At 61.8% G+C, this 12,196-nt stretch carries 11 protein-coding genes; 7 read left to right on the top strand and 4 right to left on the bottom strand.

Features of this window, described 5'->3' with window-relative positions; genetic code table 11:
- Positions 1–224: 224 nt before the first annotated feature.
- The 6 genes from J1G18_RS00435 (at position 225) to J1G18_RS00460 (ending at position 6,582) form a co-directional block, all read left to right on the top strand.
- Positions 225–743 carry an RNA polymerase sigma factor gene (locus J1G18_RS00435; RefSeq protein ID WP_096797587.1) on the top strand — a complete coding sequence of 173 codons (519 nt, stop codon included), beginning with the start codon at positions 225–227 and terminating at the stop codon, positions 741–743.
- Complete coding sequence (locus tag J1G18_RS00440; protein WP_223006925.1) at positions 740–1,711, top strand: FecR domain-containing protein; 972 nt, start codon at positions 740–742, stop codon at positions 1,709–1,711. The genes J1G18_RS00435 and J1G18_RS00440 overlap by 4 nt, the downstream gene beginning before the upstream one ends.
- Positions 1,712–1,945: 234 nt before the next feature.
- Positions 1,946–4,384: a TonB-dependent siderophore receptor gene (locus J1G18_RS00445; RefSeq protein WP_223006926.1), complete on the top strand. Its 2,439-nt coding sequence runs from the start codon at positions 1,946–1,948 to the stop codon at positions 4,382–4,384.
- A gap of 74 nt (positions 4,385–4,458) precedes the next feature.
- The gene (locus tag J1G18_RS00450; protein WP_223006927.1) at positions 4,459–5,583 is read left to right on the top strand and encodes a PepSY-associated TM helix domain-containing protein; all 1,125 of its coding nucleotides are present in this window, start codon (positions 4,459–4,461) and stop codon (positions 5,581–5,583) included.
- Entirely contained in the window at positions 5,580–5,759 is a 180-nt protein-coding gene (locus tag J1G18_RS00455; protein WP_098965951.1) for a hypothetical protein, read from the top strand. Before J1G18_RS00450 ends, J1G18_RS00455 begins: the two co-directional genes overlap by 4 nt.
- A 193-nt stretch (positions 5,760–5,952) precedes the next feature.
- Positions 5,953–6,582 carry a glutathione S-transferase gene (locus J1G18_RS00460; protein WP_098965955.1) on the top strand — a complete coding sequence of 210 codons (630 nt, stop codon included), beginning with the start codon at positions 5,953–5,955 and terminating at the stop codon, positions 6,580–6,582.
- Between the two features lie 172 nt (positions 6,583–6,754).
- Here J1G18_RS00460 and creD read toward each other — a convergent pair whose 3' ends face one another.
- The 4 genes from creD to J1G18_RS00480 all read right to left on the bottom strand — a co-directional run bounded on the left by creD (position 6,755) and on the right by J1G18_RS00480 (position 10,999).
- A complete protein-coding gene (gene creD, locus J1G18_RS00465; protein WP_223006928.1) occupies positions 6,755–8,125 on the bottom strand; it encodes a cell envelope integrity protein CreD in 1,371 nt (456 codons plus the stop codon).
- A gap of 203 nt (positions 8,126–8,328) precedes the next feature.
- The gene (gene creC / locus J1G18_RS00470; RefSeq protein ID WP_098965961.1) at positions 8,329–9,747 is read right to left on the bottom strand and encodes a two-component system sensor histidine kinase CreC; all 1,419 of its coding nucleotides are present in this window, start codon (positions 9,745–9,747) and stop codon (positions 8,329–8,331) included.
- Positions 9,747–10,427, bottom strand: a complete 681-nt coding sequence (gene creB / locus J1G18_RS00475) for a two-component system response regulator CreB (RefSeq protein WP_135296717.1) — start codon at positions 10,425–10,427, stop codon at positions 9,747–9,749. The genes creC and creB overlap by 1 nt, the downstream gene beginning before the upstream one ends.
- Positions 10,428–10,495: 68 nt before the next feature.
- A complete protein-coding gene (locus tag J1G18_RS00480) occupies positions 10,496–10,999 on the bottom strand; it encodes an ATP-dependent zinc protease (protein ID WP_007962587.1) in 504 nt (167 codons plus the stop codon).
- A 309-nt stretch (positions 11,000–11,308) separates the two neighbouring features.
- Between J1G18_RS00480 and J1G18_RS00485 the strand changes: the two genes are divergently transcribed.
- Positions 11,309–12,196 (top strand): acyltransferase, encoded by an 888-nt coding sequence (locus J1G18_RS00485; protein ID WP_135296718.1) that lies wholly within the window; start codon positions 11,309–11,311, stop codon positions 12,194–12,196.

Consider the following 12,196-nt stretch of genomic DNA (forward strand, 5'->3'; position numbering starts at 1 on the left):
CATCGACCTGAAAAACCAGATCGATTATGGATTCAGCAAAGCACTTTCCGGTCGGTGCAGCTCCAGAATATTCCCTGATCGGTCCCCTCTCCCCCGGGAGAGGGTTAGGGTGAGGGGCAGCTCTTGTGCACCCACCCGACCAGTGGCCAATTGCTAACCATTCCCACCTCTGCGAGAATCGCGAACAATTCTCGTTGGTTAACATTTCCCAATCGGTGCGTCTGGTGTCGTCAGTCCCAAGCCCTCACAGTGAACTCGTCGGTGCGTTGTATCGCGACCATCGCGGTTGGCTGCTGAGCTGGTTGCGGCGCAATGTGGCTTGCCCGCAACGGGCCGAAGACCTGAGCCAGGACACCTTCGTGCGTCTGCTCGGTCGCGAGCAACTGCTGACGCCGCGCGAACCCCGGGCGTTTCTGGTGGCGATCGCCAAGGGCCTGCTGTTCGACTACTTCCGCCGCGCCGCGCTGGAGCAGGCCTACCTCACCGAATTGATGCTGATCCCCGAAGGCGAACAACCTTCGGTGGAAGAGCAGCAATTGATCCTCGAAGACCTCAAGGCTATCGACCGCCTGCTCGGCAAGCTTTCGACCAAGGCCCGCGCCGCCTTCCTTTATAACCGCCTCGACGGCCTCGGCCACGCCGAAATCGCCGAGAAGCTTGGCGTCTCGGTGCCCCGCGTGCGGCAGTACCTCGCGCAAGGCATTCGCCAGTGCTACATCGCCCTGTACGGTGAGCCGACATGAACCCGGCCAGTTCCAAACCGGTCTCGGCTCAGGTGCTGGACGCGGCGATTGCCTGGCAGTTGTCGCTGGATTCCGGCAGTTCGCTGGAGCGCGAAGAGTTCGCCAAGTGGCACGCGGCCCATGAAGAACACGCCCGCGCCTGGCGCCAACTGGGCATGCTCGATCAGCGCTTCAGCGTCGCCAACGGCCCGGCCCGCGCGGCCTTGCTGCAATCGCGCGAAGGCATTCGACGCCGTGTGCGCAAGCTCGGCAGCGGATTGGCCAGCGTGGTGGCGCTCGTCGGTCTGGCGTTGTTTGCCGGTGATCGCTACTTGCCGCTGGATTACTGGCTCGCCGATCAACGCACCGCCACCGGCGAGCAGCGTACGGTGCGCCTGGCCGATGGCACCGTGCTCAACCTCAACACCCACAGCGCGGTGGATGTGCGTTTCGATGCCAGGCAGCGGCTGATCGTGTTGCAGGCAGGCGAGATCATGGTCGAGACCGGTCACGGCGATGCGCGGCCGTTCATCGTCGAGACCCGCGAAGGCAGCATGCGCGCGTTGGGCACGCGGTTTCTGGTCAAGCGTGAAGACCAAGGTACGCGCCTGAGCGTCCTGCAATCGGCGGTGGCGGCGCATCCGCAAAGTCATTCTGAAGAGCAGATCCTGCGCGAAGGCCAGCAAGTGCTGATCCGCAATGACGGCCTCGACACGGTCGCCGCGCTCACGCCCGGCGCCGATGCCTGGACCCGCGGCATGCTGGTGGTGGACAACGCGCGACTGGAAGACCTGGTGCATGAACTGGGTCGTTATCGCCGAGGGCATCTGGGCGTCGCGCCGGAAGTCGCTGACCTGCGCATCACCGGCAGTTTCCCGCTGCACGACACCGACAAGGCCTTGAGTGCGCTGCTGCCGACCCTGCCGGTGCAGATCGAGCAGCACACGCCGTATTGGGTCACGGTGGCGAAGGCTGATACCAAGCCTTAAAAAATTCGTTGTCAGGGAAATAGCTATCGCGAGCAGGCTCACTCCTACAGTAGGAATGCGTTCCCCCTGTAGGAGTGAGCCTGCTCGCGATAGGGCCACCCGCAGCACTCGAAAATTCCGAATCGGCCGACCCACTCCCAGTTAATCGAAATTATTTTCATCCAGCCCTATCACTTTTCAATTCTCGTCCGGCACACAGGCAATTGAGAAATATTTCCATTCAGGAGCCTTCGCATGTCCCGTTCGCTAGACACCTTGTTGCGCCCCAGTCTGTTGGCCATCGCCATTGCCCTCAGCGCGCCGCTGCTCAGCAGCCCGTTGCTCGCTGCTGAACAGGCCTCCAGCGTGCGTGCCTACAACCTGCCAGCGGCGCCGCTGTCGACCACGCTGAACCAGATCGCCAGCCAGGGCGGCCTCGCGTTGTCGCTGAATCCGTCGCTGGCCGCCGGCAAGACCTCTGCGCCGGTCAGCGGTCAGTACGACGCCGCCGGTGCTCTGCGCGCGGCGCTGCAAGGCACCGGTCTGCAACTGGAACAAAGCAGTACCGGCACCTACACCCTGGTTGCAGTGCCGGAAGGGACATTGGCGCTGCCGGAAACCGCAGTCATCGGCGTGGAAAATCTGGAAACCGCCTGGGGCCCGGTCGAAGGCTACACCGCCATCCGCACCGCCGCCGGCACCAAGACCGACACCGCGCTGGTCGAAGCACCGCGCTCGATCTCGGTCGCCACCCGTCAGCAAATGGACGACCGCAGCGTGCACAGCCTCGATGACGCCGTACGCTACATGCCGGGCATCACCGCCAGCAGCTACGGCAGCGACACCCGTATCGACTGGCTACGGGTGCGCGGTTTCGAGCCGACTCAGTTCCTCGACGGCCTGCCGCTGCCCAAGGGCGTATACGCCAACCCAAAGCCTGAAACCTGGAACCTCGACCGCCTCGCGCTGCTGCGCGGCCCGGCCTCTTCCGTCTACGGCCAGACGCCGCCGGGCGGTCTGCTGGACATGGTCAGCCGGCGCCCGAGCGCGGAAGCCAGCAGCGAAATCCAGTTGCAGTACGGCAGCGACAACCATCGCCAGATCAACTTCGCCAGCACCGGCAAGATCGACGACGCCGGCCAGTTTCTCTACGGCATCAGCGGTGTAGTGCGCGACAGCGACACGCAGATCGATCACATCGAGAACAAGCGCTACAACATCGCGCCGAGCCTGACCTGGAACATCGATGACGACACCAAATTCACCCTGCTGACCCAGTTCACCCGCGACGATACCGGTGTCACCAGCCAGTTCTACCCGATTCAGGGCACCAAGATCGACATGCCGTTCGGCAAGATTTCCCATCACAAGAACCTCGGTGATCCGGACTACGACTTCTACGACCGCACCTACTACGCGCTCGGTTATGCCTTCGAGCATCGCCTCAACGACGTCTGGCAGTTCAAGCAGAACCTGCGCTACACCAAGTCGGATCTGTCGTTCCAGACCGTGACCGTCAACAGTTACAACCCATCGTTCGCCGGCTTCACCGTGGATGCTCAGGGCAATGTCGGTCGCGGCACCACCAACGTTGATGAAGACATCAGCCAGTTCGCCGTGGACAACAACTTCCAGGCCGACTTCGCCACTGGCGACATCCGCCATACGCTGTTGCTCGGTCTGGATCACCAGCGCAGCAACACCAACTACACGTCGATCTTCGGCACCGCGCCGGACATTAACGTCAACAACCCGATCTACGGTCAGCCGATCACCCGTCCAGCACGCTCTTCGGCGTTCTATGACTATGACCAGAAGACCTACCAGACCGGCCTGTACGTACAGGACCAGATGGCCCTCGACCAGTGGCGCCTGACCCTCGGCGGGCGTGAAGACTGGGTGCACACCGGCACGCAGTTCATCAACAAGGGCGACGCCACCAACACCCAGCGCGACAAGGCGTTCAGTGGCAACGCGGCGCTCAGCTACGTGTTCGACTCGGGCTTCGTGCCGTACCTGTCGTACGCCGAATCCTTCCAGCCAACCAGCGGCGCCGATGCCACCTCCACCGGTTCGCTCAAGCCGACCGAAGGCAAGCAATGGGAACTGGGCATCAAGTACCAGCCGCCGGGCAGCAAGACTCTGCTGAGCGCTGCGGTGTATGACCTGACCCAGAAGAACGTCGCGGTCAACAGCATCGTCAACAACGTGACCATCACCAGCCAGACCGGTGAAGTGAAGGTCAAAGGCCTGGAGCTGGAAGCGGTTTCCGACGTCACCGATAACCTGAAAGTCATCGCCGCCTACACCCTGGCCAAGTCCGAAGTGCAGAAAGGCGTGGACAAGGGCAATCGCCTGCAACTGATGCCTGACCAGCAAGCTTCGCTGTGGACCGACTACACATGGCACAGCGGCGTACTCGACGGTTTCGGCATCGGCGGTGGCGTGCGTTACACCGGCAACACTTACGGCGACAAGGCCAACACCTGGCTGGGCAAAGCGGACGCCTACACCGTGTTCGACGCCTCGGTGCATTACGACCTCGGTCGCCTGGACAACAGCCTCAAAGGTGCATCGGTCGCGGTCAACGCCACCAACCTGTTCGACAAGGACTACATCTCCACCTGCGACGGCTACTACTGCTACTACGGTGACCAGCGCAGCGTCATCGCCAGCGCCACTTACAAGTGGTAAGCGCGTGAGCTGAACCAGGTTCTGTCACCAGGCCGTCCCCCGTGGACGGCTTCGGTGTTTTTGAAGGTCATGAAATGAAAAGTAAAACAATTCGCCGCTGGTCGTTCATCCACACCTGGACCAGCCTGATCTGCACCGTGTTTCTGCTGCTGTTGGCATTGACCGGTCTGCCGCTGATCTTTCATCACGAAATCGAGCACCTGCTCGGCGATGCACCGCAAGTGCGCGAGATGCTGGTCGACACGCCGCGCCTGAACCTGGCGCAACTGGTCGAGGCCGCAGAAAAACATCGCCCAGGTGAAGTGGTGCAATACTTCGGTTTCGAAGACGACGAACCGAACGCCGTGCTGACGATCATGGCGAAAACCGCCGGCACCGAACCGAACTCGTCGCACACCTTCATGCTCGATGCGCGCACCGGTGAAGCGTTGGAAACCCCGTCGGCCAATGGCGGGCTGATGCTGTTCATCTTGCGCCTGCACGTCGACATGTTCGCCGGGTTGCCGGGCAAACTGCTGCTGGCGTTCATGGGCGTGCTGTTCGTGGTCGCAATTGTCTCGGGCACAGTGCTGTACCTGCCATTCATGCGCCGCTTGCAGTTCGGCACAGTGCGTCAGGACAAGTCCACCCGCCTGCGCTGGCTCGACCTGCACAACCTGATCGGCGTCGTTACCCTGACCTGGGCGCTGGTGGTCGGTGTCACCGGCGTGATCAGTGCCTGTGCCGATCTGCTCATCGCCGCGTGGCGCAACGACACGCTGAGCGCCATGGTCGCGCCCTACCGCGATGCCCCGCCGCTGACCCGACTGGCACCGGCCACCCGCCTGCTCGACATCGCCCGGGACGTGGCGCCGGGCATGAACCCGGACTTCATCGCTTTCCCCGGCACGCGGTTTTCCAGCGAGCATCATTATTCAGTCTTCATGAAGGGCGGCACGCACCTGACCTCGCACCTGCTGACGCCGGTGCTGATCGACGCCAGCACCCTACAGGTCACCGCTGTGGCCGAGCGCCCGTGGTACATGGACGCCATGGGCATGTCCCAGCCGCTGCACTTCGGCGACTACGGCGGCATGCCGATGAAGATCCTCTGGGCAACCCTCGACGTGCTGACCATCATCGTCCTCGGCAGCGGCGTGTATCTGTGGGTGGTGCGGCGTAAAGCGGCGAAACCGTTGCCGCGGGAGGCTGCTGCATGAAGCCGCGTCAGTCGAGTTTCTGGAAAGTGTTCAGCACGCCGCTGGTGATTGCGCTGCTGAGTGCGGCGGGGTTGTTTTCGGCGTTGCTGGGGGACGGGATCTGGGATGCGTTGAGTTGGGTCGGGCTGGGTGTTCCCGCATTTCTGGCCATTAGAGGTTTGCTGCCGCGCGAGTGATTTTTGTGCTGCCTGACAGGGCCTCTTCGCGAGCAAGCCCGCTCCCACAGGGGATTTTTGAACGAAACAGATCCAGTGTGGGAGCGGGCTTGCTCGCGAAGGCGGCCTGATGAACACCAGCAAATCCCTCGCCAGCCGTTCTGTATCTGACTAGGCTAATCTCCTGCTCTTCGATGACCACCGAGGTTTGCCAATGTCCGCCCCCAGCATGACCCTGTTTCACAACACGCTCTCCCCGTTCGTGCGCAAAGTGATGGTGCTGTTGCACGAGACCGACCAGCAGGATCGCGTCGCCCTGCAAGACTGCGTCCTCACTCCGGTCAGCCCGGACACCGCGCTCAACGCCGACAACCCGCTGGGCAAGATCCCGGCGCTGCGTCTGGCGGACGGTAGCGTGATTCATGACAGCCGCGTGATCCTCGAATACCTCGACCAGCAACACGTCGGCAATCCGCTGATCCCTCGCGAAGGAGCGGCCCGTTGGCGGCGTCTGACCCTGGCCTCGCTGGCCGACGGGATCATGGACGCCTCGGTGATGGTGCGTTACGAACTGGTGCTGCGCGCCCCGGAAAAGCACTGGGACGAATGGCTCGACGCCCAGCGCGAGAAGATTCGTCGCGCCCTGGCCTATCTGGAAAGTGACGCCATCGCCGAGCTGACCAGCCATTTCGACGTGGCGGCGATCAGCGTCGCTTGTGCACTGGGTTACATCGATCTGCGTCATCCGGATCTGGACTGGCGCAGCGCCAATCCGCAACTGGCCAACTGGTATTTCGACGTGAGCCAGCGACCGTCCATGGTTGCCACGATGCCCAAGCCTTAAGGCTGCGGCGCCTGTTCCGCCCTCTTCGCGAGCAAGCCCGCTCCCACATTGGAATGCGTACTCCTGTGGGAGCGGGCTTGCTCGCGAAGGCACCACTTCGTTTCCACAGGCAGAAACCCGACAATCCGCGTCACCAACTCTTCCTTCCAGCGCTGATCCTCCCGCAACCCGCTCATTGCATCGCCCCCACATCAAACTCCAGCGGCCTGGCCGGTTTCTGCCCGATCCCATACCAGTCGAGTTTGCGCGTCAGCACCATGAACACCCCGAGCAAGCCGAACAGCAGCAGCGACCCCATCAGCAGCGCGTAGTCCTCAGCGCTGAGCAAGCCATACAGCAGGCCATACAACGCCGCCAATCCCGCAGAAAAACTCAGGCCGTGGCGCACGCTGTGCAGCACGTGGCAAACATAAAACCCGATCAACAGCACACAGCCACTGGCCGACAGCAGATACGCCAGGGCAAAGCCGATGTGCTCCGACAACGACAACAGCAACAGGTAGAAAAACGCCAGCGCCACCCCGACCAATGCGTATTGCACCGGGTGCACCGCCAGACTTTTGAGCACTTCGAACAGGAAGAAACCGGCGAACGTCAGGACGATGAACAACAGCGCATATTTGATCGCCCGATCACTCTTCAGGTACTGATCCACCGGATCGATGAAACTCACACCAAAACTGCGCCCGTTGAATGCCTCGCAGTCATTGCCCATCACGCAACGGCTCATGGCTTCTTGCAGGTTGGTGGAGAAAAATGTGGTCTGCCAATCGGCGCTGAAACCCTGGTCGCTGATCTCGCGTTTGCCCGGCAGGAAGTTGCCGACAAAACTGGGGTGCGGCCAGTTGGCGGCAAGACTGACGTGACTGCTTTTGCCCACCGGCAACACCTGCAACGAACCGGTGCCTTGCAGACGCAGGTCGAAACCGAAGGTCAGCTCCGTGGCGTTGCGGGTATCCAGCGCTGGCAACGTCACCCGCACGCCTTCGCCGAGCCAGCCGACTTGGGTACCTGGTACGAAGTCCAAGCGCTGGCCATCGAGTTCCAGTTTCAGGGCGTTTTCGATGCCGCGAATATCGCTGATGCCCACTGCCAGAAACGGCGCGTCGAACTGGTAATCGGCAAAGTCTTCCTTGATCCCCAACTGCGCCGGCAACGAGAAATGCCCGTTGATGCGATTGTCGGCATGGAACAGTCGCGCTTCGTAGATACCGCGATTGCGCAGCTCGGTCTGCACCTGACCGTCGAGCTCGAAGCGCTCCGGGAGAAAGTACAGCCGACCGCGTTCTTCGCCCAGTTCTTCGTAGCGCTGACTGGTTTTCTCGTTGGTCTTCCAGGTGCGCACCACTTTGCGATACGGCACCACCATCACCGGCCCGCTCAGTTGCTGGCTGTAGCTGGAGCTGCGGGCGATGTCTTCGAGCACGCCGTCGCGCAGTTGCTGGCGATCATCGATGATGCCGTCAATCATCAGCAGCGGTATCAGCAACAGCAGGATCAGCAGGGCAATCGCCCCGAGCTTGATGGTCAGATTCTTGTTCATGGGACTCTCCCTGTTTGGATGGGCAGAGTCTGCTGTTGATGTATGAGGGGAATGTGGGGGGAATATGGAGATTGTGTGGAGACTGCACCGGCCCCTTCGCGAGCAAGCCCGCTCCCACAGTTGATCTTTGGTGTGACCGAGACCTGTGTTTCAACACCCCCCCCTGTGGGAGCGGGCTTGCTCGCGAAGGCAGCGACTCGGTCTCAGGACAAGCGCAATGTCACTTCCACACCGCTCTCGACGTTGCGGATATGCATCGACCCACCATGCAACTTCACCACTTCTTCAACAAAGTTCAGCCCCAAACCGGTGCTCTTGCGCCCACTGTCCGGGCGCGGCAGCGAATAAAATCGCTCGCTCAGGCGTGGCAAGGCGTAATCGGGAATCGCCGCTGCTTCGTTGAACAAGCGCAACTCGACCTGCTCCCCCACGCGCTCGGCACTGAAGCGCAGCAGCCCGGCGACCGGGGTGAAATCCAGCGCATTCTCCAGCAGATTGCCCAACGCCTGACGCAACAGAAACGGCTCGCCGATCAGCAGCAGATCTGGCGCAATCGTCTGCTCGACCTTGAGCCGCCGGCCTTCGATGCGCGCTGCCTGCGCCCGCAACAATTCATCAACCAATGCCGCCAGCGGCACCGCCACGCGCTCCTCAAGACCCTGCCGCTGTTCCACCTGAGCCAGATTCAACAGCCGCTCGATCAACTGCTGCATCCGCGCGCTTTCGCTGTCGATGTTGCCGACAAAGCGCAAGCGCTGAATCGCTGGCATCTCGTCCTGCAGCAATTCCGCCGCACCGCGTATCGCCGCCAGCGGGCTTTTCAATTCATGGGTCAGGGTGTGCACGTAGCGCTCGACGTAAGCCTTGCCTTCGAGCTGGGTGCGCATCTGTTCCACCGCCGTCGCCAGTTGCTCCAGTTCGCCGCCACGGTAATGCGGCACTTCCACTCGCCGGCCTTCGCTCACCGCCTGCGCATACCCGGTCAAACGGTGCAGCGCGCGGCTCAGCCACCACGACAGCAAAGCGCCGAACAGCAGACCGAGGCCGATCAGTCCGGCACCGTAAAACAGCAAGCGCCGCTCGGTACGATCAACATAAGGCTGCAATGAGCTGTTGGGTTTGGCCACGGTAACCACGCCGATGATCCGGCCGTTGTCGCGGATCGGCGCACCGACGTGCATCACCGAGGAGTTCGCATCATTCGGATCGCTGCGGCTCGAACGAGCGCCGTACTCACCACGCAAAGTCAGGTAGACGTCGTTCCAGCGCGAGTAATCCTGACCGACCGCCACGCCGCTGGAATCCAGCACCACGATGCCTTTGGCGTCGGTGACGTAGATGCGGTGGTTGACCTGGTTTTTCGGCAAGCCCCAGATCGTCGCCTGTGGTTGACGCTCGCCGTAGGCCCGCAACAATTCGGGCCAGCGGTTCTCGCTGAGCGTGCCGGCCTTGAAATCATCACGGAGAATTTCCGCCATCAGGTTGGCGGTGTCGACCAGGGTTTCTTCGGTGGACTGGCGCACGCCGGGGCGGATTTCTTCCATCACCGTGTTGAGCACGAAGTAACCGGTCAGGCCGATAAACAGCACATACACCAGAAAAATCCGCAGCCCCAACGACATCAGCTGTGCCCCGGGCTGTAGCTGTAACCGAGGCCGCGGTGGGTCTGGATCGGCTCGGCATCGGCCCGCACCAGGCGCAATTTGGCGCGCACGCTTTTGATGTGGCTGTCGATGCTGCGCTCGTAACCGGCGTCCGCCGCCACGCCCAGCGCATCGAGCAATTGCTCGCGGCTGAACACCCGCTGCGGTTGTTCGAGCAGGCATTGCAACAGGCGAAACTCATGACGGGTCAGGCTCAGCGGCTGTCCCCGATAGACGATCTGCACACGCTCGGCATCGATGCGAAACAGCGCCGAGGACGCTTCAACCGCAGGACGCGGCGCCATGCGCTTGAGAATCGCCCGTACCCGCGCGGCGACTTCCCGTGGGCTGAACGGCTTGACCACGTAATCGTCGGCGCCGATCTCCAGCCCCACCACCCGATCGATCTCGGCGTCCCGGGCACTGAGGAACAGCACCGGCACTTCACTGAAGCGCCGCAGCTGTTTGCAGGTTTCGAAACCGCTGATGTCCGGCAGGCCGATATCGAGAATGATCAAGTCAGCCGGGGTCTGCCGTTGAAACTCCAGCGCCGCCGCGCCGAGGCTCAGCCACGTGGTGGCGAACCCCTCGCCCTGCAGGGCAAAAATCAGCGTGTCGGCAATCGCCGCTTCGTCTTCGACAATCAGGATATGAGGCATGGCGTCCGAGCCCATGGGTTAAGTGCGCGAACGGTGCCCCAAGCCTGACGTTACGTCAATGAGACCACTTAGCAGTCCGGCTTGTCGGCGGTGAAACGCCGCGCCGGGTTCACTGCCGCGCCGAACTCGCGCAAGGCCTTGGCACCGATCAGCAGCGGGTAGTTGAAGTTGCTGCGGTCGGTCAGGTTGACCTCAACGGTGCGCTTGACGTTGCCCAGGCACAGTTCCAGATCGACCACAGGGCGCTTGGCGACTTCAGTGCTGTCACCCTCGTCCTCTTCATCCGAGCGGCTCTTGATCTTGCTGATCCGCGCGACCTTGTGTTCGTAGACCTTGTTGCTGGCATCCTTGGTGCCGAGGCGGAAACGCACCCAGTTCTCGCCGTCGCGGGTGAAAGTCTCGATGTCCTTGGCCGACAGCGAGGCGGTCAGCGCGCCGGTGTCCATCTTGGCCTTGAGCACCTCACCACCGATTTCCGGCAGCGCGATGTATTCGTAACGCCCGTACAGGGTCGGCTCGGCGGCCATGACCGGCAGGGCGACGAGGGCAAACAGTGCAAGGAGGGATTTCACGTAGAGGGCTTCCTTGGAAAATGAGGGCGTCAGACGCGAGATTTTAGACAGCCGGCGAGCAATTGGTTCGCTTGAGTCCGCCTTCGCGAGCAAGCCCGCTCCCACAGGGGATCCGGGATCTGTTGGAGATGGCATGCACACTGAAGATCCACTGTGGGAGCGGGCTTGCTCGCGAAGAGCCCAGCCCTGCCAACACAGTAATCAGCGCCAGCATAGCCAGCCAAAAGTGAAACATTCGTCACCATCGATTTGGCCTCTCACCCGAAGCCACTTATCATGGCGCGCCCATCCGCCTTCATAGAGTTGCTTATGCGCCGCCTGCTCACCGGCTGTTTCGTCACCCTGCTGCTGTTGCTCAACACCCTGATCCTGATCGGGCCGTTGTTGGTCTTTGCCCTGCTCAAACTGATTGCGCCGGGGCGCTGGCGCGACTACGCCTCGTGGGCGGTGATGTGGATTGCCGAGACCTGGGCGGAAATCGACAAGCTGATTTTTCGCCTGTGCATCCCCACCCAATGGGATATTCGCGGCGGCGCAGACCTGCGTGGTGACACCTCGTACCTGGTGGTCAGCAACCACCAGTCGTGGGTCGACATTCCGGCGCTGATCCAGACTCTCAACCGGCGCACGCCGTTCTTCAAGTTCTTCCTCAAGAAAGAACTGATCTGGGTACCGTTCCTCGGTCTGGCGTGGTGGGCGCTGGATTACCCGTTCATGAAGCGCTACACCAAGGCGTTCCTCGCTAGGCACCCGGAACTGGCGGGCAAGGATCTGGAAATCACCAAACAGGCCTGCGAGCTGTTCAAACGCCAGCCGGTGACGGTGGTGAATTATCTGGAAGGCACCCGCTACACCGCGGCGAAAAGCGCGCAGCAGCAGTCACCGTTCAAGCATCTGCTCAAACCCAAGGCGGGAGGTGTGGCGTTTGTTCTGGCGGCGATGGGGGAACAGCTGGATGCGCTGCTTGACGTGACCGTGGTTTATCCACAGCAGAAGATTCCGGGGTTCTGGGATCTGATCAGCGGCAGCGTGCCGCGGGTGATTGTCGACATCCAGACCCGCGAACTCGACCCGGCACTGTCGCAGGGCGATTACGAGAACGATCCGCAGTTTCGCCAGCAGGTCCAGAACTGGGTCAACCAGCTCTGGACCGAGAAGGATCAGCGCATCAGCGAACTGCGCGGCGAGCGCGGCTGA

Source organism: Pseudomonas sp. MIS38 (assembly GCF_019891575.1).
GTDB classification, from domain to species: Bacteria; Pseudomonadota; Gammaproteobacteria; order Pseudomonadales; family Pseudomonadaceae; genus Aquipseudomonas; species Aquipseudomonas putida_A.

Bases quoted from the DNA above. Each gene is read 5' to 3' on its own strand.
- J1G18_RS00450 (WP_223006927.1), top strand. From the start codon at position 4,459: ATGAAAAGTAAAACAATTCGCCGCTGGTCGTTCATCCACACCTGGACC.
- J1G18_RS00460 (WP_098965955.1), top strand. From the start codon at position 5,953: ATGTCCGCCCCCAGCATGACCCTGTTTCACAACACGCTCTCCCCGTTC.
- J1G18_RS00455 (WP_098965951.1), top strand. From the start codon at position 5,580: ATGAAGCCGCGTCAGTCGAGTTTCTGGAAAGTGTTCAGCACGCCGCTG.
- creC (WP_098965961.1), bottom strand. From the start codon at position 9,747: ATGTCGTTGGGGCTGCGGATTTTTCTGGTGTATGTGCTGTTTATCGGC.
- J1G18_RS00445 (WP_223006926.1), top strand. From the start codon at position 1,946: ATGTCCCGTTCGCTAGACACCTTGTTGCGCCCCAGTCTGTTGGCCATC.
- J1G18_RS00440 (WP_223006925.1), top strand. From the start codon at position 740: ATGAACCCGGCCAGTTCCAAACCGGTCTCGGCTCAGGTGCTGGACGCG.
- creB (WP_135296717.1), bottom strand. From the start codon at position 10,427: ATGCCTCATATCCTGATTGTCGAAGACGAAGCGGCGATTGCCGACACG.
- J1G18_RS00485 (WP_135296718.1), top strand. From the start codon at position 11,309: ATGCGCCGCCTGCTCACCGGCTGTTTCGTCACCCTGCTGCTGTTGCTC.
- creD (WP_223006928.1), bottom strand. From the start codon at position 8,125: ATGAACAAGAATCTGACCATCAAGCTCGGGGCGATTGCCCTGCTGATC.